Source organism: Micromonospora sp. NRRL B-16802 (assembly GCF_001279555.1).
Lineage (GTDB): Bacteria > Actinomycetota > Actinomycetes > Mycobacteriales > Micromonosporaceae > Micromonospora > Micromonospora profundi.
Genome location: NZ_LGEB01000035.1, coordinates 63,802 through 85,233, shown reverse-complemented (window position 1 = coordinate 85,233; position 21,432 = coordinate 63,802). Strand labels below are relative to the sequence as shown.

General features: G+C 69.8%; 19 protein-coding genes. 11 read left to right on the top strand and 8 right to left on the bottom strand.

The features are described from left to right. Window positions 1–45 precede the first annotated feature (45 nt). The 5 genes from ADK66_RS06015 (at window position 46) to ADK66_RS05995 (ending at window position 6,628) form a co-directional block, all read left to right on the top strand. Window positions 46–1,341, top strand: coding sequence for an extracellular solute-binding protein (locus tag ADK66_RS06015; RefSeq protein ID WP_053652894.1), 1,296 nt, complete (start codon window positions 46–48; stop codon window positions 1,339–1,341). Between the two features lie 52 nt (window positions 1,342–1,393). Beyond that, on the top strand, window positions 1,394–2,392 hold the full coding sequence (locus tag ADK66_RS06010; protein ID WP_053652893.1) for a carbohydrate ABC transporter permease: 999 nt from the start codon (window positions 1,394–1,396) through the stop codon (window positions 2,390–2,392). Continuing rightward, window positions 2,389–3,225: a carbohydrate ABC transporter permease gene (locus ADK66_RS06005; RefSeq protein ID WP_082377255.1), complete on the top strand. Its 837-nt coding sequence runs from the start codon at window positions 2,389–2,391 to the stop codon at window positions 3,223–3,225. The genes ADK66_RS06010 and ADK66_RS06005 overlap by 4 nt, the downstream gene beginning before the upstream one ends. Before the next feature lie 87 nt (window positions 3,226–3,312). Next, window positions 3,313–4,305 carry a LacI family DNA-binding transcriptional regulator gene (locus tag ADK66_RS06000; protein ID WP_209273271.1) on the top strand — a complete coding sequence of 331 codons (993 nt, stop codon included), beginning with the start codon at window positions 3,313–3,315 and terminating at the stop codon, window positions 4,303–4,305. A 262-nt stretch (window positions 4,306–4,567) separates the two neighbouring features. Beyond that, complete coding sequence (locus tag ADK66_RS05995) at window positions 4,568–6,628, top strand: cellulose binding domain-containing protein (RefSeq protein ID WP_053652891.1); 2,061 nt, start codon at window positions 4,568–4,570, stop codon at window positions 6,626–6,628. Window positions 6,629–7,052: 424 nt separating this feature from the next. Here the strand turns inward: ADK66_RS05995 and ADK66_RS32185 are convergent, their stop codons facing one another. From ADK66_RS32185 to ADK66_RS05985, 3 genes are all read right to left on the bottom strand, one after another. Beyond that, window positions 7,053–7,553, bottom strand: coding sequence for an endonuclease domain-containing protein (locus ADK66_RS32185; RefSeq protein WP_231639921.1), 501 nt, complete (start codon window positions 7,551–7,553; stop codon window positions 7,053–7,055). Continuing rightward, on the bottom strand, window positions 7,546–8,028 hold the full coding sequence (locus ADK66_RS32180) for a hypothetical protein (protein WP_231639920.1): 483 nt from the start codon (window positions 8,026–8,028) through the stop codon (window positions 7,546–7,548). Before ADK66_RS32180 ends, ADK66_RS32185 begins: the two co-directional genes overlap by 8 nt. Window positions 8,029–8,586: 558 nt before the next feature. Then, a complete protein-coding gene (locus ADK66_RS05985) occupies window positions 8,587–11,397 on the bottom strand; it encodes a M14 family zinc carboxypeptidase (RefSeq protein WP_053652890.1) in 2,811 nt (936 codons plus the stop codon). Between the two features lie 179 nt (window positions 11,398–11,576). Between ADK66_RS05985 and ADK66_RS05980 the strand changes: the two genes are divergently transcribed. Continuing rightward, on the top strand, window positions 11,577–11,930 hold the full coding sequence (locus ADK66_RS05980) for a hypothetical protein (protein ID WP_053652889.1): 354 nt from the start codon (window positions 11,577–11,579) through the stop codon (window positions 11,928–11,930). A gap of 54 nt (window positions 11,931–11,984) precedes the next feature. Here the strand turns inward: ADK66_RS05980 and ADK66_RS05975 are convergent, their stop codons facing one another. Next, window positions 11,985–13,319: a glycoside hydrolase family 18 protein gene (locus ADK66_RS05975; RefSeq protein WP_053652888.1), complete on the bottom strand. Its 1,335-nt coding sequence runs from the start codon at window positions 13,317–13,319 to the stop codon at window positions 11,985–11,987. Between the two features lie 145 nt (window positions 13,320–13,464). On the opposite strand from ADK66_RS05975, the gene ADK66_RS05970 reads away from it, so the two are divergent. Next, window positions 13,465–14,349: a bile acid:sodium symporter family protein gene (locus tag ADK66_RS05970; protein WP_053652887.1), complete on the top strand. Its 885-nt coding sequence runs from the start codon at window positions 13,465–13,467 to the stop codon at window positions 14,347–14,349. Window positions 14,350–14,401: 52 nt separating this feature from the next. On the opposite strand, the gene ADK66_RS05965 is transcribed toward ADK66_RS05970, so the two are convergent. Together ADK66_RS05965 and ADK66_RS05960 are read right to left on the bottom strand one after the other, a co-directional pair. Beyond that, the gene (locus ADK66_RS05965) at window positions 14,402–14,821 is read right to left on the bottom strand and encodes a PPOX class F420-dependent oxidoreductase (protein WP_053652886.1); all 420 of its coding nucleotides are present in this window, start codon (window positions 14,819–14,821) and stop codon (window positions 14,402–14,404) included. A 122-nt stretch (window positions 14,822–14,943) separates the two neighbouring features. Continuing rightward, entirely contained in the window at window positions 14,944–15,354 is a 411-nt protein-coding gene (locus ADK66_RS05960) for a VOC family protein (protein WP_053652885.1), read from the bottom strand. Between the two features lie 127 nt (window positions 15,355–15,481). Here ADK66_RS05960 and ADK66_RS05955 point away from each other — a divergent pair, with 127 nt between their 5' ends. From ADK66_RS05955 to ADK66_RS05945, 3 genes are all read left to right on the top strand, one after another. Then, window positions 15,482–16,381, top strand: a complete 900-nt coding sequence (locus ADK66_RS05955) for an NAD(P)-dependent oxidoreductase (protein WP_053652884.1) — start codon at window positions 15,482–15,484, stop codon at window positions 16,379–16,381. Between the two features lie 279 nt (window positions 16,382–16,660). After that, entirely contained in the window at window positions 16,661–17,839 is a 1,179-nt protein-coding gene (locus ADK66_RS05950; RefSeq protein WP_197281430.1) for a low temperature requirement protein A, read from the top strand. Between the two features lie 163 nt (window positions 17,840–18,002). After that, window positions 18,003–18,899, top strand: a complete 897-nt coding sequence (locus ADK66_RS05945) for a hypothetical protein (RefSeq protein ID WP_053652882.1) — start codon at window positions 18,003–18,005, stop codon at window positions 18,897–18,899. Window positions 18,900–18,971: 72 nt separating this feature from the next. On the opposite strand, the gene ADK66_RS05940 is transcribed toward ADK66_RS05945, so the two are convergent. Both ADK66_RS05940 and ADK66_RS05935 read right to left on the bottom strand, forming a co-directional pair. Continuing rightward, the gene (locus tag ADK66_RS05940) at window positions 18,972–19,496 is read right to left on the bottom strand and encodes a DinB family protein (RefSeq protein WP_053652881.1); all 525 of its coding nucleotides are present in this window, start codon (window positions 19,494–19,496) and stop codon (window positions 18,972–18,974) included. 99 nt (window positions 19,497–19,595) lie between these two features. Further along, the gene (locus ADK66_RS05935; protein WP_053652880.1) at window positions 19,596–20,357 is read right to left on the bottom strand and encodes an SDR family oxidoreductase; all 762 of its coding nucleotides are present in this window, start codon (window positions 20,355–20,357) and stop codon (window positions 19,596–19,598) included. A gap of 190 nt (window positions 20,358–20,547) precedes the next feature. On the opposite strand from ADK66_RS05935, the gene ADK66_RS05930 reads away from it, so the two are divergent. Continuing rightward, window positions 20,548–21,432, top strand: coding sequence for a helix-turn-helix transcriptional regulator (locus tag ADK66_RS05930; protein ID WP_053652879.1), 885 nt, complete (start codon window positions 20,548–20,550; stop codon window positions 21,430–21,432).

Genomic DNA, 21,432 nt, shown 5'->3' with positions numbered 1-21,432 from the left:
TGGCCGGCGTTTCCGCACCCTCAGTGAGTCCCGAAGGGATGGATCATGACCACCCACCTCACCCGCCGAACGCTGCTCGGCCTCGCCGGTGCCGGCGCCGGTGCCTACCTGCTCAGCGCGTGCAGCGGCGACGAAGCGTCGAGCGACCCGAACGCCCCGCAGACCATCAACTGGTGGCACATCCAGAACACCGAACCGATGCTGCCCGTGTGGGCCGCGCTGTCCGAGGAGTACAAGGCCGCGCACAGCAACGTCACGTTCACCATCCAGCCCCTGGAGAACGAGGCGTTCAAGGCCAAGCTCACCACCGCCACCCAGGCCGGCGACCCGCCGGACCTGTTCCAGTCCTGGGGTGGCGGCGTGCTCAAGCAGCAGGTGGACGCGGGCCTGGTCAAGGACCTCACCGACGACGTGAAGGACCTGGTCAGCGGCATCCTGCCCGCCGCCATGCAGCCGTACACGATCGACGGCAAGATCTACGGCATCCCGTTCGACATCGGCATGGTCGGGTTCTGGTACAACAAGGAACTCTTCACCCGCGCCGGCATCACCGAGACCCCCACCACCTGGAACGGCGTGCTCGACGCGGTCCGCAAGCTCAAGGCCGCAGGCATCACCCCGGTCGCGCTCGCCGGCAAGGACAAGTGGCCGGCCCACTTCTACTGGTCGTACCTGGCCATGCGCATCGGTGGTGTCGACGCGCTGCAGAAGGCCGTGGACAGCAAGAACTTCGACACCCCTGACCTAGTCGCCGCCGGTGAGCGGCTCAAGGAACTCGTCGACCTGCAGCCGTTCCAGAAGGGCTTCCTGGGCGCCGAGTACGGCTCGCCCGACGGCCAGGCCGCCACCATGGGCAACGGCAATGCCGGCATGGAGCTGATGGGGCAGTGGGCGCCGGCGGTGCAGGGGTCCAGTTCCACCAGCAAGAAGGGTCTCGGCGACAAGCTCGGCTTCTTCCCGTTCCCCGCCGTGGACGGCGGCAAGGGCGCCGCGACCGAGGTCTTCGGCGGCGGCAACGGCTTCGCGGTCGGCAAGGACGCTCCGGCGGCCACCCTCGATTTCCTGAAGTTCCTGCTCAGCGTCGAGAACCAGAAGCGGTCCGCCCAGACCGGAGCCGTGCTGCCCACGGTCAAGGACGCCACCTCGGCCGTCAGCGACGCCAACAACAAGGTCGTCGCGGAGGCCCTGTCCAAGAACACCGGCTTCCAGCTCTACCTCGACCAGGCGTACGCGCCCGCACTCGGACAGCAGATCAACGACAGCGTCGCGGAGATCATCGCCGGCAAGAAGTCGCCGGCGGCGATCGTCAAGGACATCACGCAGGTGGCAAAGACCGTCTGATCGTGACCACCCATCCATCCGTAGCTGGCCGTAGAACCCGAGTGGAGCAGGCATGACCAGGCCATCGACCGTGTCGGACAACAGGCGCGGCGACACGGCGACCGACCCGCCGGCGTCGGGGCCGGGCACCGCGCGAAAGCGCGACCGCCAGCCCCGGCCCGGCCGGGGCACCGTCCTCGCTGTTTTCCTGGCGCCGGCCCTGGCGCTGTTCGTACTGCTGGTCCTCGCCCCCATCGTGGTGGCCGGCTACGCCAGTTTCTTCAAGTGGAACGGCTTTGGCCTGCCGGAGAACTTCATCGGGTTGGACAACTACACCCGCGCCTTCGGCGACCCGACGTTCCGCGGCGACCTGTGGCGTGGCCTGGTGCTGGTGGTGCTGTCCCTGGGCGTGCAGCTTCCTGTTGCGCTGGCCCTGGCCATGCTGCTCAACCAGCCGCTTCGGGGGCGGGCCGTCTACCGGCTGATCTTCTTCGCCCCGTACGTCCTCTCCGAGGTCACCACAGCCGTCCTGTTCACCCTGGTGTTCTCACCCAACCGAGGGCTCGGGGAGGGCGTCGCCCGGTGGCTGGGCGCCGACGCGGGCACCATCTTCGCCGACCCGGACACCGTGCTGTACGCCGTCTTCATGGTGGTGTCCTGGAAGTACTTCGGCCTCTACATGATGCTCTTCCTGGCAGCCCGGCAGGGCATCCCGAAGGAGCTGCACGAGGCGGCGGTGACCGACGGCGCCAGCGCCTGGCAGGCGTTCCGGCATGTCACCCTGCCCCTGCTCGGCCCGACGATCCGCATCAGCATCTTCCTGTCGGTCATCGGCACCGTCCAACTGTTCGACATGGTGTGGGTGCTCACCGGCGGCGGGCCGATCCACTCCTCGGAGACGCTGGCCGTCACGATGTACCAGTTCGGCTTCCGGCGCTTCGAGGTCGGCTACGCGAGTGCCATCAGCATCACGATGTTCCTGCTGAGCCTCGTCTTCGCCCTGTTCTACCAACGCATCGTCCTGCGTCGTGACACGGCGGGCGCGATCACCACCCAGGGAGGCCAGCGATGACCGCCATGGCGAGCCGCGCCCAGCGGACCCGCAGCGTCGTGCTGCACCTCGTCTGCATCGCCGTCGGCGTGCTCATCGTCGTGCCGGTGTATTTCGGCGTGCTCGGCGGTTTCAAGGACAACGGCCAGTTGTCCAGCAACCCGCTGGGCTGGCCCGACCCGTGGGTGCCGAACTACCTGGAAATCCTGGGCAACGGGGTGTTCTGGCGGCAGCTCGGCAACAGTCTGCTCATCGCCGTGAGCAGCACCCTGATCGTCGTCGGCTCGGCGGCGATGGCTGCGTTCGTCTTCGCGCGCTACGCCTTCCGGGGCCGCGAGTTCCTGGTGACGTTGTTCGCGATCGGCCTGATGTTCCCGTTCGCGGTGGCCATCCTGCCGCTGTTCGTGCTGTTGCGTAGCGTCGGCCTGCTGGACAACCCGCTCGGTGTCATCCTGCCCCAGGCCGCCTTCGGGCTGCCGATCACCATCATCATCCTGCGCCAGTTCTTCCGGACCATCCCGGCCGAGGTCGAGGAGGCAGCCGTCCTCGACGGGTGCAGCGCCTTCGGTTTCTTCTGGCGGGTCCTGCTGCCGATGGCCCGTCCCGCCCTGGCCACCGTCTCCGTGCTGGCGATCGTGACCAGCTGGAACAACTTCATGCTGCCGCTGGTCGTCTTCAGCGACCAGAGTTGGTGGACTCTGCCCGTCGGGGTCCAGGCGTTCCAGGGCCAGTACGCCGACGACACCGCCCGGGTGCTCGCCTACGTCGTCCTGTCCATGCTTCCGGCACTGGGCTTCTACGCCGTGGCCGAACGGCAGCTCATCGGCGGCCTGACCGGCAGCGTCAAGGGGTGACCGCGAACCGCCGACCGATCTGAACCGTCCCGTCAGAGGAAGAAGGGGACCGTGGGCTCCGACAACGGCCGAAATGTCACAATCGCCATGATCGCACGTCTGGCCGGTGTCTCCGTGCCCACGGTCTCCCGGGTCATCAACGGCCGCTCCGACGTCGCACCCGGGACTCGGGAACGCGTCGAGGCGCTGCTCAACCACCACGGCTACCGACGCCGTACGCAGGCCCGGCGGACCGACGCCGCGCTCATCGACCTGGTCTTCAACGACCTGGACAGCCCCTGGGCAGTGGAGATCATCCGTGGGGTGGAGGACGTGGCCCTGAGCAGCGGCGTCGGCACCGTCGTCTCCGCCATCCACTGGCGCATCACGTCGGCCAAACAATGGCTGGACAACATGCGTACCCGGTCCACCGAGGGGGTCATCTTCGTGACCTCGATGGTGAACCCGCCGTTGCAGGCCGAACTGCGCCGGCTGCACCTCCCGGTGGTCATCATCGACCCCGCCGGTGTCGACCCGCAGGAGTCACCCACCATCGGCGCCACCAACTGGGCGGGCAGTCTGAGCGCCACCCAGTACCTGATCGGCCTCGGCCACCGCCGGATCGGCTTCATCGCCGGACCACCGCACCTGATGTGCAGCCGGGCCCGGATGGACGGCTACCGCGCCGCGCTCGGTGCCGCAGGCATCCCCGTCGACGAGGCCCTCATCCGACCTGGCAACTTCTATCACGAGGCCGGCTTCACCTCCGGTACGCACCTGCTGGCACTGCCCGACCCGCCCACCGCCATCTTCGCCTCCAGCGACCAGATGGCCCTCGGCGTCTACGAGGCCGTCCGTAAACGGGGCCTGCGGGTGCCCGACGACATCAGCGTGGTCGGCTTCGACGACCTGCCGGAGGTCCGCTGGTGCTCCCCGCCGCTGACGACGATCCGCCAGCCCCTGGCCGAGATGGGCATGCTGGCCGCACGGACCGTCCTGCGGCTCGCCAGCGGCGAGAAGACCGAGAGCCCGCGCATCGAACTCGCCACCGAGCTCGTCATCCGTGACAGCACCCGGCCACCCCGCCCGCCAGGAGCCTGATCGTCGTACGTCAGTCGAGGCGAGGCTGGCAGCCGCGTACCCCTTGAGATCGTCGATTCGGCCGTGACATTCTTGGCCGTCGATGAGCCGCGCGCGCGGGGCTGACCGCCGTCCATGGGCAGCCGGGACCAGCACAGGTCCCGGGGGACGGTGACACGAGCGATGGAGCGCCGGGAGCCATCCGTCCACGGGTCCGCCCGCCGCGCCGCACCCTGACCGGCTGGGCGACTCACTGTTCTGTCTCCGCGAAGGAACTCCGCCCATGCGTAAACCGAAAGCCCGCACGGCACTCCTGGTGAGCCTGGTGCTCGCCGCGGGCGCGCTCTCCGGCATCACAGCCTCCACCGCCAGCGCGGCGGCCGACCCGGTCGCCGTCACCGTGAACGCCCGCGCGGGGCTGGCCACCGTGCCCGACACGGCACTGGGTGTCAACCACGCCATCTGGGACCAGAACCTGGGTACGGCCGAGACGACCGACCTGTTGCGCGACGCCGGTGTGCAGATGATGCGCTACCCCGGCGGCTCGTACGCCGACATCTACCACTGGAAGGACCACACCGCTCCCGGCGGGTACGTGGCGCCGAACACCGACTTCGACACGTTCATGGCGGCGGTCAAGCGGGCCGGCGCGCAGCCGATGATCATCGCGAACTACGGCACCGGCACGCCTGCCGAGGCCGCCGACTGGGTGCGGTACGCCAACGTGACAAAGGGCTACGGCGCGCGGTACTGGACCGTAGGCAACGAGAACTACGGCAACGGGCACTACGGGTCGGCGTGGGAGGCCGACGACCACCCGGACAAGAGCGCGAGTCAGTACGCGCGCCTGGTCGTCGAGTACGCCGACGCGATGAAGGCGGTCGACCCGACCATCAAGGTCGGTGCGGTGCTGACGATGCCGGGCAACTGGCCGGACGGGATCACCGCAGGCAGCGACCCCGGGCCCTGGAACCAGACGGTGCTCTCCATCGCCGGCCCGAAGATCGACTTCGTGGACGTGCACTGGTACCCGGGAGGCACGGCCGCGGAGTCGTTGGCCCGGACCAGCCACCTTCCCGACGCGACGTACCTGCTCCGCGAGCAGCTTGCCCGGTACGCCGGTCCGGACGCCGGGCGCATCGGCATCAGCTTCACCGAGTTGAACGTCGACGCGGGCCGCACCACCCAGCCGGCCGCGCTGTTCCTTGCCGACGTCTACAGTGGGCTGCTGTCCAGCGGTGTCTTCACCGTCCAGTGGTGGAACGTGCACAACGGCATCGGCACGGTGTCGGAAGTGGCCGGCCAGACCGACTACGGCGACTTCGGGCTCCTGTCCAGCGGCGCCTGCACCGAAGACGGCTCGGTGTGTGAACCGCCGCTGAACACGCCGTTCGCGCCGTACCACGGGCTGACAATGATGAAGCTGTTCGCGAAGACAGGCGACCAGTTCGTCAGGGCCGGCACGGACGAGTCGCTCGTCAGCGCGCACGCGGTCCGCCGCGCCAACGGAGACCTCGCCGTGCTGCTGATCAACAAGGACCCGGACGCCGCGCACACGGTCACCATCGACTACGCCGGATTCACCCCGTCGACCGCCGCGCCGACGGTGTCCACACTCACCAACGGGGCGACGGGCATCACCACCAGCCAGTCCGGTTCCGCGACCAGTCGGACGCTGCCCGCGTACTCCCTGACCACGCTTGTGCTGCGCCCGGCCGGCGCGACCGCCGGACGGCCGTCAGCGCCGGGCCAACCCACCGCCAGTGGCATCACCGACCGCGCCGCGACGATCACCTGGCCGGCGGCCACGCCCGGCGGCAGCCCGATCGCCAAGTACGAGGTGTACCGGCAGAACGGTGCCGTCAGCGAGCAGCTCGGCGAGACGGCGGGCACCTCGTTCACTGTCGGCAACCTGGTGCCGGGCAGCAGGTACACGGTAAATGTGCTGGCCCGGGACACCGCCGGACGGGTCTCGTGGTCGTCACCGCCACTCACCTTCGCCACCGGCAGCCCGACGACGAGCGCCTGCACGGTCCGCTTCACCACGAACAACGACTGGGGCAACGGTTACATCGGGGGAGTCGAGATCACCAACAACGGGACGAAGCCGATCACCGGCTGGACACTCACCTGGACCTGGCCGACTGGCTGGCAGCAGGTGAGCAGCGGCTGGAGCGCCAACTGGGAGCAGGTCGGCACGGCCGTGCGGGTCACCCCGACCGACGACAACCGGCAGATCGCCGCCGGGGCCAGCGTGAGCGCCGGCTTCGTCGGCGCGTACAGCGGCCCGAACGTACTGCCCACAGCGTTCAGCCTGAACGGCACCGTCTGCGCGAGCGGCTGACGCTGCGCCGTCGGGCTGGCGTCGTGCCGTCGCGCTGGCGTCGTGCCGTCGGACTGGAGCTGCCCCGACGGGCTGGCGTCGTGCCGTCGGGCTGGCGCGCTGGCGCTGTGCCGTCGGGCTGGCGTCGTGCCGTCGGACTGGAGCTGCCCCGACGGGCTGGCGCTGTGCTGACGGGCTGACGCCGCGCCGTCCGGCTGGCCCGATCCTCGGGCCAGCCGGACGCGCCGTCAGTCGATCTGCCGGACGGCGGGCGTGGTCGACCCAGCTCGCCGCCGCCTGCGGGTCGGCGGCGAGCCGTCGGGTCCGCGCCGCCCTCACCTCGGCCGCTACCGACAGCGGCGACGGCCGGTAGACCGCTGAAACCGTCCGTCGATTGCAGATCTTGGACAGTTTCCGTCAGCTGGTAACGGAAACTGTCCAAGATCTACTCGTGTGCCGGGTCGCGGCGACGTGGGGTCGGGGTCCAACCGGCGGCCACGAGGGCGCGGCGGACCGTCGCGGCGACCTCGTCGGGGCGGACGCGGACCAGCCAGGCCGGGAAGCGCAGGATCCGATCGCCGCTGGTCCAGACGTCGTTCTGCCGGCGCATGTCAGCCGCCCAATGCCGGGCGTCCATGTGGTGCGCACCGTCGACTTCAACCTGCAACCGCCATTCTCGCCAGTACGCGTCCAGCCAGCGGTTACGGCCCGCCTCGTCAACGCGATGTTCTTGAAGGTCGGGGGTGGGTAGGCGGTGTCCGCGGCACAGCCGCAGGAAATCGATCTCGGAGAGCGCCTGCGCGCCGCCTGCGATGTCGCTGACGGCCTGCCCGATCAGCCGCCGGCGAGGCGCCCGAGGGAGGACGTCGAGCACCGCCCGCAACTCCTCGGGCAGCACCCGGCGCTGCTGGCAGCCGGCGGCCAGCACCGCCTGCGCCTCATCCACGCCGGCCGCCCAGCCCGCCGCGTCCACAAGCGCTCTGGCCGTCGTGGTACGCGGTGGACGGGGCGAGTTGACGATGAGACTCCGGCAGCACCGACGTGCGATGCACCAGCACCGCCGGCATGTCGATCGGAAGTCGACGCAAGGTGGTTCGCGCGGCACGGCGGTCTGCCGGCACCAGCACATGCAGTGGCTCCCGCCGCAGGCCCCGTACCCCGCCTTCTGCGGCGGCGGTCATCCCAGCCAGCACCGCCTCCGGCCCGGCAGCCAGCACCGCCACCCAAAGCTGTTGGTCGCGGGTCAGTCGGCCGTTGCCGGTCAACAGGATCCCCCGGCAGACCGACCGCCACCGACCGGAGCGAATCCGGCCCCGCACCTTCCCCTCGCTCAGCAGCCCGGAGACCTGCGCGGTCGTCAGGACGCCCGCCTGCTCGAAGGCGAGCCAGTCGAGTGCGTCGGCGTCATCGGCAGGCAGCATCCCGACAGCTTTCGCCGGCGGGCCGTCTCCACGCCACCAGATCTTGGACAGTTCCCGTCATTCGCTGTGCCGCCGTGCCGCCGTGCCGCCGTGCCGCCGGCTGCCGTGCCGCCGTGCCGCCGTGCCGGTCCGCCGCCCTGCTGCTGGTCCGCTGGTCCGCCGTCGTGCCGCTGGGCTCAAGATCTTGGACAGTTTCCGTTACCTGCTAACGGAAACTGTCCAAGATCTTCGGAGTTTGCGCGAGCCGATCGGTGGCGAAAAGGCGAAGCGAGAACGGGCGAGCAGGGCCGCGCGGTCGGACCGGTAGGTGGCGAAGACGGCGAGCGGGGCCAGGCGATGGCACACATCGTCGGTGTGGGACTCCAAGGATCCGCGAGGGCCAGCGCTGGTCTTCGAGCCGGCCTCCTGGCGGACCTGCGTCACCGAGGTCGCCCGGCGTCGTAGACCCCGCCAGATCCTCCGCACCACGCGACAACGGCCCCCAGATCGCCCCAGATCGCGCAGAGGCGCCCGCCCCCAAGCCGCGAGGGGGACGGGCGCTTCGCGGTGCCGGTCCGGTCAGCCCACCACGGATCGCAGCGGCACCTGGGCGTCGCGCAGGGCGCGTACCAGGTCGGCGAGGAACGGGTGTTCGTCGACTTGGCGTCCCTCCGGGTTCGGGATCACGACGTACACCGAGCCGTTCTTCGCGGACGCCGTCGCGTCGGTGGTGAAGCGTTCGACGATCGCCTGGGCGCGCGGCAGGTCCGCCGCCGCGACCTGGATGGTGATGGGCCGCCACCCGCCGCCCAGGTCCGCCGCGACGGGCGCGGCGGCGGCGTTGGCCCGTGCCGGGTCGACCCCGGCCGAGCGCCGGGCGTCCGGCGTGGTCGCGCCCGCCGGGTAGAGCAGCGCGTTGGCCACCAGGTGCAGACCATTTTCGTTGTACGCCCGGAAGAGCGGGTTGAACGCGAACAGCACTGCCCGACCCGCGCCGGTCGGTTCGTCGACGACGGCTGCCGTGCCCTTGAGCGTGTCCGCGCCCACTGTGTAGCCGTTGGCCCAGAACGTGTCGCCCGTCGGATAGGTGAGCACGTTCGTTCCGGTGGTGCTGGGGTTGAGGATCGGGTCGCTGTTGTTGAACTCGAAGTCCTCGGCGGGACGGCCCAGGGCGACAGGGCTGTCGCGGTCGACGTCGACCCGCAGGTGCGAGCCGATCACCAGGTAGTCGGCAGGCTTGGGCTTTTCGGTCGTGGACGTGAGCCCGGCCGCGCGGGCCATCCGTGTGCCCTCGTTGCGCAGCCCGATGTAGGTGTGGCCCTGCGCGATCCAGTCGCGCAGGTTCGCCTGCCCGGTCGCGGTGAGCCCGCCGGTGGCGCTGCTGCCGTCGGGCACCAGCAGCACGGTACGGCCGGTGAACGCCTCGGTGTTGTCGTTGATGTCGGCGGTGGTGACCGGCTTCAGGTCGAGGCCCCACCGCTTGCCGAGAACGTACCGGGCCTCGCCGTGCGAACCGGACGTGGTGGAGATGCCGGTGCCCTGGAACAGCCCGACGTCGGGCAGTGTGAGCCGGGTGCCGGTGGGCCGTCCGGCCGGAGCCACTGTGACACCGAGCGACCGGGCCAGCTCGTCGACGCTCCGGCTCACCTTCGACGCCGCGATGGCCACTGTGTTCGTCGTCAGGTCCCGCACGAGGGGTACGCCGCGGTCGAGCAGGGTGAAGGTGAACTCGGCGGCGGCAGCCGAGTCCAGCTTGTACGTGTACGAGCCCCACGGCCACGCGAGCCCGGTCCGGCCGCCGGAGACCTTGCGGACGAGCTGCGCTTTGGGCCGTACGTTGTCGCCGGTGTAGAGGGTGGACACGCCCATCAGCAGCGGGTTGCTCCAGGAGGAGACGTCGTAGAAGTACGGGAACGGCACGTACGGGTCCTCGCCCATGATCGCCTGGATCCAGTGTTTCTGCGGCTGGTCCATCGGGATCCAGTACGCCCCCTGGGGCACTGTCACGTTGGTGGCGCTCCGGCCGCCGAAGATCCGGGCGTTCGGCACGCGGGTCGGCTTCTGCACCTCGTAGACCTCGACGTCCATCCGGCGCAGCCGTTCGACGAGCTGCCGGACATCGGCGAGCTGCCGGTCGGGCAGCAGGAAGTACGAGCGGATCGTGATGTCCGGCACCGGGAACTGGACCTCGTTGGTGGGCTGTACCACCTCGTTGGGCTCCAGCGTTCCCGCCCTGCCCTGGGCCAGCGCGTCGGTCCAGATGTCGAAGTAGCCGCTGAGCACCTCGCGCTTGTTGGCGGCGGCCCAGCCGAGCGTCGACCACTGGGTGTGGAACTGCTGCTGCACCCGGTCGGCGACAGCTGAAGCGCTGCCCTTCTCGTACGTCATGCCGGCCGCGCCGAAGCCGGTGGTCGGGACCGTGTCGCCGTAGCCCATGAAGAACATGTCGTACGTGTCGTAGTTGAAGTAGCACTCGGTCGTGACGGTGTCGTCGCAGGCGCCGTTGTAGCCGAAGCCGGCCTTGTTGGCCTCGCCGATCCGGTTGATCCAGTCCACGGCCTCCCCGGCGATCTCGTGGTGGATCGGGTCGGCGTTGGGCGGGAAGAAGTACTGCCTGCCACCCATCTCGTGCGCGTCGATGAACACCTGCGGCGGGTAGCGGCGCAGCAGTTCGAGTTTGCCGTCGGTCTCCTGCTGGGTGCGGGCGAACCAGTCCCGGTTCATGTCGAAGCCGAACTCGTTCTGCCGCCGGGTCGCGTCGCGGCCGTCCGGGTTCTGCGTCGGCACGACGATGGTGACCAGGTTGTCGTTGCGCTTGGCAACGTCGCAGGACAGGCCGGCGGCCAGTTCGTACAGCGTCTTGAGGGCGGCGTCGGTGCCGCTCTTCTCGCCGCCGTGCACGTTGGCGGTGACCCAGACGATGGCCGGGCTGTCCTTCGCCGTCTTGGCCGCCGTGCGCGCGCTGGTCCGGCGGGGATCCCGCAGGTCGCGTACGTCGTCGGCGATCTCACGCAGCGCGGCCGGCCGCACGTGGCGTTCGTTTGACACCACCGCGTACGGCAGCGGTTGCCCGAGCACGCTTGTGGCCATCACGCCCGTGACAACCCGGTCCGAGGCGTTGTCCACCGCCGCGAGGTAGCTGCGGACCTCGCCGTTGGTGACGACCCGCTCCTGGCCCACGCCGAGGGGGAAGCCGAGCACGGCCTCCGGGGCCGGCACGGTGCTCAACCGCGCGCCCGGGTCGTTGCTGCACGGGGTGGGCCGGGCGGCGGCACCCGCGGCCGGTGTGCCGCCGAGCAGGGGACTCATGCCGAGCAGGAGGGCGATGGTGGCGGCGCTCGCGAGCCGCCTCGGTGGGACCGACCGGAACGGGCGCATCGATGGGGCCATGTCTCGTGTTTCCCTTCTCGGGAACAGCCTCGCAGTGGCCGGAGCCTATGAAGCGTCGATACCGTGGTCAAGGTCCGATCGACTTCCGTGACTGCGTGGGATGCCGCTGTCCGGGCCGGCTGGCAGGATGGCGGGAGTGACGGGGCTGTGCCGATCGCTCCGCTGCCGAGGAGGAGACGTTGCCGGATTCGTTCACACTCGCGCTGCACTCGGATCGTCCGGTGGCCGACGCGCAGCGGTCGCTGGCGTCCTGGTTGCGCGCCGACGACCGGCTGCACGGGACGGTCACCACTGCCGCAACCGACACGGAGGAGGAGGCGTCTGTTCTGCTGGTGGCGGTCGGCGACGCCGGCTCGGCAATGGTGCTGGTCCAGGCGCTCGCCGGTTGGTTGACCCATCGCCGCGACGACGTGACTGTGACACTCAAGGGTCCGGCCGGGTGGTCGGCCGAGTTGGACGTACCCCGGGCTCGTGACATGGGCCAGGTGACGGCGCTCGTCGAGGCCGCGGTGCGCGCGGTGGCCGCCCGGTAGTCGGCCCGCCACCGGCCGGGAACCGGTCGGCGACGGGCCAGGAGCGCGGTACGCCTACCAGGTGGTCAGGCCGAGGCCGATCGTCTTGGTCAGCGTGGCGTTGTCGTCGTCGCCGTCGAGCGACCACATCATGGCGCCGGCCAGACCCGCCTGCCTGATGTAGAGCGTCTTCTGCAGTACGACAGCCGGGTCGTCGTACGTCCAGAAGGTAGTGCCGTCGAACAGCCAGGCGTGCCCGGAGCGCAGGTCGCGGTGCACTGTGTAGCCCTTGCCGGCGAGAGTCTTGAGCTGCTTGTAGTCCTCGTAGCCGGCCTCGAAGGTGGCCGGCGCCGGGCCGGTGGCCGGCTGGAAGAGGCCGTTGCCGCCGCCGGTGACGCCCGTCCAACCCCTGCCGTAGTACGGGATGCCCAGGACGAGCTTGTTGCGGGGCGCGCCACGGGCGATCCAGCCGTCGATGGCCACCTCGGCGGAGAAGTCCGGGTTGTCCGGTGCACCCCGGGGTACGCGCAGCGCCGACTGCTGGTTGGTCACCGCGTCCCAGCCGCCGTGGAAGTCGTAGCCCTGCACTGTGGCGAAGTCCAGGTACTTGAAGATCTTGCGGCCCTCGTAGCCGGCGTCCATGGTGGCCGGGTTGGCCGGCAGGAACGCGGTCAGCGGGTGGTGCTTGCGGGTCGTGCGGCCGTACCCGTCGAGTTGCCTGCGGAACTCGGCGAGCAGCTTTGTGAAGTTCTCCCGGTCCTCGGGGCGGATGACGTTGCCGGGCTCTCCCTCCCAGTTGGGCCACTCCCAGTCGAGGTCGACGCCGTCGAAGACGCCTGCCGCGGCTCCCGGGCTGCCCGGCAGGTTGCCCTTGAGGTAGATGTCGATGCAGGACGCGACGAACGCCTTGCGGGAGGCGTCGGTGCGGGCGGCGTTGGAGAAGTACGTCGACCAGCTCCACCCGCCCAGCGAGATCAGCACCTTCAGTTCCGGGTGCTTGGCCTTCAGCTTGGCGAGCTGGCCGAAGTTGCCGTTGAGCGCCTGACCGGGGGCGTCGGCGACACCGTCGACGCTCTCCTCGGCGGGGACGGGTCGCTGGTAGTCGGCCCAGGCGTCGCCCTCGCCCGGCCCGCCGTCCACATAGCAGCGGCCGTTCTCGCTGACGTTGCCGAAGGCGTAGTTGACGTGGGTGAGGCGGCTCGCCGCCCCGGAGGTGTCGAGCTTCTTGACCGGGAAGGCGCGGCCGTAGATGCCCCACTGGGTGAAGTAGCCGACCCGGTGGAAGCCGGCGCGCTCGGGTTTGGCGCCCGCACCCGCACCTGCGCTCGCGGCGGTGGGCGGGGCGGCGGTGACGAGCAGGGTCGCCAGGGCAACGACTGCTGTGAGACGGCGGTGGCGCAACTGTCGCATCGGCACACTCCCACGAGGCATCAAGCAGAATTAGTTAAGATACTTATCTGATTGATGAAGTTAAGCCGATCTCCGTCAACGGTCAAGAGCCGCCAGCCACATGGGGGATTGTGACGGCGTTACCCGGTGGTAACGATGTTGTGCCATGGACTCAGCCCTGACATTGATCGGCCTGCCCATCGCCCTCGGCATCATCATGCTCGGTCTGGGTCTCGGGCTGACCACTGAGGACTTCCGCAGGGTGGCCCAGCATCCGAGAGCCGCCGTCATCGCGCTGGTGTGCCAGGTGCTGGTGCTGCCGGCGATCTGCTTCGGCCTCGTCCTGGCCTTCGGCCTGGCCCCGGAGCTGGCCGTCGGCATGATGCTGCTGGCCGCGTCGCCGGGCGGCACGACCGCCAACCTCTACAGCCACCTGTTCGGCGGGCACGTGGCCCTGAACATCACACTGACGGCCATCAACTCGGTGCTCGCCGCGTTCACCCTGCCGATCCTCGTCAACCTGTCGGCGGCGTACTTCCTGCCCGACGGGCGCAGCATCGGCCTGCAGTTCGACAAGGTCCTCCAGGTCTTCGCCATCGTGCTCGTCCCGGTCGCGATCGGCATGCTCATCCGGGCCCGGGTGCCGCAGGTAGCCGAGCGGCTGAACCGCCCGGTCCGGATCCTCTCCGTTGTCGTGCTCGTCGCGGTGATCGCCGGGGCCGTGCTCGGTGAACGCGAGAACATCGCCGACTACTTCGTCTCCGTCGGCCTCGCCGTCCTCGCGTTCAACCTGCTGAGCCTCGCTATCGGGTACGGGGTGCCGCGCCTTGCCGGGGTCGACCGGAGGGCAGCGACGGCTGCCGGGTTCGAGATCGGTATCCACAACAGCACACTGGCCATCACGATCGCCCTCAGCCCGGCACTGCTCGACAACGCCCAGATGGCGATCCCGGCAGCCGTCTACGGCATCGTCATGTTCTTCACCGCGGCGGCCTTCGGCTACCTGGTGACCCGCGTCGGCGCCCGCTCCACAAGCGCGGTGACGCCCTGACGGGCGTATCGCCGAGCAGACCGCCCGCGATGGGAACGAGCCCGAGCGGGCGTCAGCCGACCTGGTCGTTGTCCTTGAGCGCGCCCCAGCCGTGCCAGCGGTCGATCTCGATGAGGGCGCTGACCCGGTCGCGTTCCCGCCGCGGGTACGCGTCGCCCGTGTAGTGCCGCGCCAGCCTGTCGATGTCGGCGAGGCCCTCGTCCTCGCGCAGCTCGGCGACGTGCCCGATGACGCTGAGGTGGGTGTACCAACCGGCCTCGTCCAGCACCGTGAGGGAGACCCGGGGATCGTTGCGGATATGGCCCAGCCGGCGGCGGCTCGCGTCCATGTTGACCAGGATCCGTCCGTCGTCCCACAGGTACCAGGTGGCGGCGGACACCGGCTGACCACCGGCCTGAAGCGTCGTCATGACAGCCGGGTTCGGCTTCTTGAGCATGGCGATCGCGGTCTCGGGAAGCGGTGGCTTGGACATGAAGTCTCCTCCTCGCGTGAGCGTTACCCCTGCACGTTACGCATTCGGGGGCGCCGTGCACGCCGGGACGCGCGCCAACGGGCGGGTCGCCACGAGGTCGATCGAGCCGCCGCCGGGCACTCTCAGCGAAGCTCCTGGATGCGTACCATGTTGCCGGCCGGGTCCCGGAAGGCGCAGTCACGGATGCCGTACGGCTGCTCGGTGGGCTCCTGGACGACCTCGGCGTCGCGGGCCTGCACCTTCTCGAACGTGTCGTCGAGGTTGCGGGTGGCCAGCAGGATCCAGCCGTACGTGCCCTTGGCCATCATCTCGCTGATCATGCGCCGCTCGTCCTCGGTGAGGCCGGGGTCCGCTGTCGGCGGCGCCAGGAGGATCGACGTGTCGGGCTGCCCGGCAGGGCCGACGGTGATCCACCGCATGGTGCCCTGCCCGACGTCGGTGCGGACCTCGAAGCCGAGCACGTCGCGGTAGAAGGCCAGCGACTCCTCGGGGTCGACGTGGGGAAGAACTGTCGCGTGAATGGTGATGTCCATGACGATGATGCTAGGGACGGCGCACCGTCGCGTACTTCTCGATTCCTGACCGATCCGGCGAACGGGGCCGGCGTCGCACGGGTGGGCCGGGTACCCGGAGCCGCGCCCCGCTGGAGAGGATGGGTGCATGAGTGATCCCGTACTCCCCAGGCGCGTCGTCGTCACAGGCGCCACCGGCAAGCTCGGCCGTGCCGTGGTAACGCACCTGCGCGCCGCGGGCGTCGACGTGCTGGCGGTGGACCGTGCCGGCGGACGCGACCCGCGCGACGTGGACGGCGAGTTCCTCCTCGTCGACCTCACCGACTACGGCCAGGTGGTGGAGGCGTTCACCGGGGGCGCCGACGAGCACGCCGGCGGCGTCGAGGCCATCGTGCACCTCGCGGCGGTACCCGCCCCCGGGCTGATGACCAACGCGACCACGTTCGCCAACAACTCCGCCGCCACGTACAACGTGTTCGCCGCAGCCAGGGCCGCCGGCATCAGGCATGTGGTGTGGGCGTCGAGCGAGACGGTGCTCGGGTTGCCGTTCGACACGCCGCCGCCGTACGCCCCCGTCGACGAGGAGTACGCGCCACGGCCGGAGTCGACGTACTCGCTGAACAAGGCCCTTGAGGAGGAGATGGCGCGGCACTTCTGCCGCTGGGACCCGGAGCTGGTCATGGTGGGCCTGCGGTTCTCCAACGTGATGGACGTCGAGGACTACGCGGCGTTCCCGTCGTTCGACGCCGACCCGCGGGCGCGGCGGTGGAACCTGTGGGGCTACATCGACGCCCGCGACGGCGCGCAGGCGGTCGAACGGGCGCTCGCCCACGACCGGCCCGGCGCCGACGTGTTCATCATCGCCAACGCCGACACCGTCATGACCAGGTCCAGCGCCAGCCTCATGGCCGAGGTCTACCCGGGAGTCGAGATCCGCCGGGAGTTGGGCGAGCACGAGACGCTTCTCAGCATCGACAAGGCCCGCCGGGTCCTGGGCTTCGAGCCCCGGCACTCGTGGCGCAACCATGTGGACCCGTCCGGTCGTTGAGCCCGTGCCCGTCGGGTCGGGCCATGGCCATCCCAGCCGCGCCTGACCCGGCCGCCGCCGGATCCGCGATAACTCGCGGGAGCCCGCGAAGATCGGGATAAAGTGCCTCAACAGGTACGGGGTGGACCGGTCGGCGGGGAGGCTCGGGCGATGGCATCGGCGCAGGCCAGCTCATTCGCCGGATGTGTCGGCACGCCCGTACCGGTGACCCCTGACCGGCTGAGCTGACCACGTGCGGGGACCAACCTGCCGGCCGCCGGGCCGGGCACGAGCATGCTGATGCCCTCGTGGTCGCGCGGGCTGGCCGACAGCCGCAGCCCGCGTAGCGCGACAGTCCTGGAACTGCTCGTCGACGTCGTCTACGTCTTCGCGCTCGCGCGCCTGGCGGGCCGCGTCGCCGACGACCTGACCATCGTCCGGCACGCACTGCTGTCGGAGGCGGGTCAGACGCTGCTGTTCTTCACGGCGATGTGGATGATCTGGTTTCTCAACGCCGTCATGTCCAGCACCTACGATCCCCGCCGCACCGACATCCAGGTCATCCTGCTGGCGACGATGTTCGGCACGCTGGTGCTGGCGGTCAGCCTGCCGCAGGCGTTCGGCCAGCGGGGTCTGATCTTCGCCTGCACGTACGTCATCATCCAGGTCGGCCGGCCGCTCTATCTCACGCTGGCGCAGTGGGGGCATCCGCGAGGGAAACTTCCCGCCCGGGTACTGACCTGGTACACGGTCTCCGCCGTGCTGTGGATCGGCGGCGCCATCAGCGGGGGCTTCGGGCGTGGGGTCTTCTGGACCATCGCCCTCGCCATCGAGCTCGTCGGCTCCGCCATCCACTGGCCCGTGCCCCGCCTCGGCACGAAACGACCACGGAACCCGTTCGGGATCTCCGAGGCGCACCTGGCGGAGCGGTACAACCAGTTCTTCATGATCGCGTTGGCCGAGGTGGTGCTGGAGACGGGGCTCGCGGTGAGTTTCCCAGGGTTCTCGACCGGGCGGACCATCACTCTCGTCGCCGCCTTCGTGACGGTAGTGGCGTTCTGGCGGCTGTACTTCTACCACCTGGCCCCGGGGCAGTCCGCGGACTCGAACGCGCTGCGCCTGGCCCGGTCGTCGGGCTTCAGTCTGATGCTCATCGTCGCCGGCATCATCTGCACAGCGGTCGGGTTCGGGCAGGTCATCCACGACCCGCACCCGCCGATCGACTGGGCGCTGGTGGTCATCATCTGCGGCGGCCCGGTGCTGTTCCTGATCGGGCGCGCCTATCTGGAGCGGTCCACGATGCGGCCGCGCTGCCGGGTGCTGCCGATCGGCGTGCTGGTGCTGGTCGTGGCTACCCTGCCCCTGCTCTTCCTCCCGCCGGTCGCCGTGGCCGCCATCTCGGGGCTGATCCTGGCCGGGATCGCCGTCGCCGACGGGTATTTCCACGGGCGCGGCTCGCAGACCAACCCGACGTTGTAGCCGACGCCGCGTGCCTTGTGACCGGCGAGCACGTCGGGTAACTTCGCGGGCACGCCGTCGAGCCCGAGAGGAGGTCAGAACAATGTCCGATGTTCTGCGCCCTCTCCGCGTTCCGGCGTCCACGCGGATCTGACCGGGGCGCGCGCTTTCCGGAGGACCTGCCATGACCGACCTGGTCATCCGCCCGCTCGTCGCGGGCGAGGAAGAATTGTTCGACTCCATGCCCGACCCGCTGCCGCAGTTGCGCAAGATCGCGTACGCCGACGGCATCGCCGCCGGCGGCTACCGACCCGAGAACACCTGGGTCGCCCTGCGCGCCGGCCAGGTGGTCGGTAGGGCGGCCTGGCTGCTCCCACCCGGGGCCGTCGGCGCTCCCTGGCTGGACCGGTTCGACCTGGTCGCCGAGCCGGAGGTGGGGGCCGCGCTGCTGCGCGCCGCCCACGAGGCACTCGGAGGTCCGGGCGTCTATTACGCCGCACTCCCGGCGCACTGGAGGCGTCGACCCGAGGTGCTGGCAGTGGTCAGCGCCCCGATGGAGGCCGCCCGACTGGCAGGGCTTGTCGAGCGCGGAGAGCGGCTGCGGTGCTCCTGGACGGGTACGCCGCTGCCGACGACCTCCGGGCGCTACATGTTCCGTAGGCCACTCGACAAAGCGGAGATCAACACCTTGGTCGCGCGGATCGCCGAGCCGGACGTGCTGACCGGGGTGGAGACCGCGCAGGGGGTCGGCGGAGTCGACCTGGCCACGGACCCCCTTGCCTGGCTGGGGGATTCGACCGAGCAGTGGCGGGTCGGGGTGGCCGATGGTGAGCCGGTGGGCCTGGTCAGGCCGACCGGCGACGCCTGCTTCCCCCTCATCGCCTACCTCGGCCTGCTCGACGACGCCGTCCGAGGTGAGTTGCTGGTCGAGGCGGTCCGGTTGCTGGCCGAGGACGGTGCCCGGGAGGTGATCGCCGACGTGGACGCCCACCGGGTCGCGGTGCTGGCCGAGTTGGAACGGACAGGCTTCCGGCAGGTCCGCTCCCGCGTGACATTCACGCCGGCGGCCGAACAGGAGTAGACGGTCGGGGTGCGCCTACCACCAGGGCGCACCCCTTCCGGTGCCGAGGGCCGTCAGTGGCGGGCCGGGTGGCTATTCGCGTGCGTGGCGCAGCAGGCGGAGCTGGCCGATCTCAGCGGCGTTCTTCATGAGCTCGGCGTTCACCCAGGCGATCATGTGGGCGACGGTGTGTGCCGGGTCGCCCTGCCACGGAAACGGCGCGATGCCGTCCAGGTCGGCGTCGTCGAGCCGCGCCAACACCTCCAACCATTCGGTGCGGAGGTTCCGCAGCCAGGCCACCGCCTTGTCGCCGTCGCCGGGCCAGCCGATCTCGGCACGTTCCCGTGGCGGACGCCCCTGGGCGTGGTCGACGGCAACCGTCCACCACCAGCCGATGTGCCAGGTGAGCCACCCGATCGTCGGGACGGGGATCGGGTCGGGCTCGGCGTCCGCCCAGTCCGGTGCCCATCCGCCGTCGTCGGCCGGGCGTACCGTCCAGCAGTGCGCGGCCGGCTCCCAGAGGAAGTCCGCCGGCTCCAGCCGTTCCAGGTGGTATTCGAACAGCGACCAGGTCAGGTCGAACTGCCATTGCAGGACGTCACGACGGGATACCGGCATCCGACGACCGTGCCATATACCCACGTTCCCGGTCGAGCGGGTTTGGCGACCCGTGCGGCGCGAGTTGGCGGCAGACGCCGGTGGCGATCCAGTCGGGCGTCAGCGTTCGCGACCGGGAAGCATCGTCAGGGCCTTCGAGCGCTGCGCGACGAGGTCGGCGTAGGTGCCGTCGCGCTCGGCCCAACGGTGCATGAGAACGCCCTTCACGAGGATTTCGCGCGGGGTGGGGTTCGCCGAGAGCAGTTGCATGACCTCGGTGGCGAAGTCGTCGAGCGGCAGCGCGTGGGGGTTCACCTTCTCCTGCCCGGCTGTCGCGACGGCCGGGGGGACGAGTTCGACGACGTCGACACCGGTGCCGTCGAGTTGCGCGCGCAACGCCTCGGAGTAGGCGTGCACCGCGGCCTTCGAGGCGGCGTAGCTGGGCATGGGCGGGAACGGCAGGAAGGCGATGCCGGAGGTGACGGTGATGAAGCTGCCGGCACCCCGACCGACCAGATGCGGAGTGAAGGCGTCGATGACCCGGATGGTGCCGACCAGGTTGGTGTCGATCGTCGCCTCCGCCGTCGGAAAGTGCGCGGAGTCGCGAAGGTCTTCCATGAGCATGACACCCGACATCGTCACCACCGTGTCCAGTTCGGGGTAACGGGCGAGCACGGCGTCCCGGGCAAAGCCGACAGAAGCGCCGTCGGTGACGTCGACGTCGAACGTGCCGAAACCTTCCGCGGCGAGCTCCGAGAGGGCCTCGGGGCTACGACCGCCAACGGCTACGGTGCTGCCCGCTGCGGCGAACCGCCGGGCCAGTTCCCGCCCGATACCCGAGGTGCCGCCGACGATGAAAACTGTGCGGTTGGAGAGATCCACGAGATCTTCCCTTCGATCCAGAGGGCGCCGACGCGTGAACTCGCGGGCGCAAACAGTGATGCTCGCTGTCCTTTCCGAACAGGGTGATAGCAAGTCTTGACGGAGCCCGCCGGAGTTGGCAGGGCCCCCTTTTTCCCAGGTCCCAGCAGGGCCCCCTCTGCGGCACGCGCACCGCATTACCGTGGTGACCATGAGGGAAGAGGAGGCGGGTGACGGCCACCGGCTGGGCAGCTACCTTCGGGCCCGGCGCGAATTGGTCTCACCGTCGCAGGTAGGGCTGCCGACCGGCGGCAGGCGCCGCGTGCCCGGCCTGCGACGCGAGGAAGTCGCCCTGCTCGCCGGGATCAGCCCCGACTACTACCTGCGGCTGGAACGGGGCCGGGACAAGAACCCCTCACCGCAGGTCCTCGAATCGCTCGCGCGCGTCCTGCAGCTCGACGACATCGAGCGGACGTATCTGCTCGACCTCGCGGCGGCGCGTCCCAGGGCGCCGCGCCGCAAGCGGTCCGAGCACGTACCAGCGCGGGTGTACGAACTGCTTGCCCACCTTCAGATCCCCGCGTTCGTCGAAGGACGCGCCTTCGACGTCCTGGCCTCCAACCCGATGGCCAGGGCGCTCTCCCCGCGCCTGCAGCCTGGTCAGAACCGGCTGCGGTCGCTCCTCCTCGATCCGGAGGAACGAGCCTTCCACCAGGACTGGACGCAGGCCACCGCCGACTTCATCGCCGCCCTTCGCACCACCGTCGGTGACGACATCGACAACCCCCGTTTCGTCGAGCTGGTGGGCGAACTCGCGCTGTCCAGTCAGCGGTTCCGTACCCTGTGGGCCCGCCACGATGTCCGCAGCCTCGACGGGGGCACGACGACCGTGCACCACCCCGTCGTCGGTGAACTACGCCTCCACCGGGACAAACTCCCCATCGGTGACGTCATCCTCGTCGCCTACTACCCCGACAAGGACAGCGACAGCGACGAGAAACTGCAGCTCCTTGCCGCACTCGCACATTCCGAGACCCCCGACGACCACACCCGGGTGGGGAGGCCCGACGCGTCGTCGAACCGCCCCACCCGTTGA

Coding starts and splice junctions, on each gene's coding strand:
- ADK66_RS06010 (WP_053652893.1), top strand. CDS start 1,394: ATGACCAGGCCATCGACCGTGTCGGACAACAGGCGCGGCGACACGGCG.
- ADK66_RS05930 (WP_053652879.1), top strand. CDS start 20,548: ATGAGGGAAGAGGAGGCGGGTGACGGCCACCGGCTGGGCAGCTACCTT.
- ADK66_RS05995 (WP_053652891.1), top strand. CDS start 4,568: ATGCGTAAACCGAAAGCCCGCACGGCACTCCTGGTGAGCCTGGTGCTC.
- ADK66_RS05950 (WP_197281430.1), top strand. CDS start 16,661: ATGCCCTCGTGGTCGCGCGGGCTGGCCGACAGCCGCAGCCCGCGTAGC.
- ADK66_RS05975 (WP_053652888.1), bottom strand. CDS start 13,319: ATGCGACAGTTGCGCCACCGCCGTCTCACAGCAGTCGTTGCCCTGGCG.
- ADK66_RS06005 (WP_082377255.1), top strand. CDS start 2,389: ATGACCGCCATGGCGAGCCGCGCCCAGCGGACCCGCAGCGTCGTGCTG.
- ADK66_RS05960 (WP_053652885.1), bottom strand. CDS start 15,354: ATGGACATCACCATTCACGCGACAGTTCTTCCCCACGTCGACCCCGAG.
- ADK66_RS05940 (WP_053652881.1), bottom strand. CDS start 19,496: ATGCCGGTATCCCGTCGTGACGTCCTGCAATGGCAGTTCGACCTGACC.
- ADK66_RS05965 (WP_053652886.1), bottom strand. CDS start 14,821: ATGTCCAAGCCACCGCTTCCCGAGACCGCGATCGCCATGCTCAAGAAG.
- ADK66_RS05955 (WP_053652884.1), top strand. CDS start 15,482: ATGAGTGATCCCGTACTCCCCAGGCGCGTCGTCGTCACAGGCGCCACC.
- ADK66_RS32180 (WP_231639920.1), bottom strand. CDS start 8,028: ATGCTGCCTGCCGATGACGCCGACGCACTCGACTGGCTCGCCTTCGAG.
- ADK66_RS05985 (WP_053652890.1), bottom strand. CDS start 11,397: ATGGCCCCATCGATGCGCCCGTTCCGGTCGGTCCCACCGAGGCGGCTC.
- ADK66_RS05945 (WP_053652882.1), top strand. CDS start 18,003: ATGACCGACCTGGTCATCCGCCCGCTCGTCGCGGGCGAGGAAGAATTG.
- ADK66_RS06000 (WP_209273271.1), top strand. CDS start 3,313: ATGATCGCACGTCTGGCCGGTGTCTCCGTGCCCACGGTCTCCCGGGTC.
- ADK66_RS06015 (WP_053652894.1), top strand. CDS start 46: ATGACCACCCACCTCACCCGCCGAACGCTGCTCGGCCTCGCCGGTGCC.
- ADK66_RS05970 (WP_053652887.1), top strand. CDS start 13,465: ATGGACTCAGCCCTGACATTGATCGGCCTGCCCATCGCCCTCGGCATC.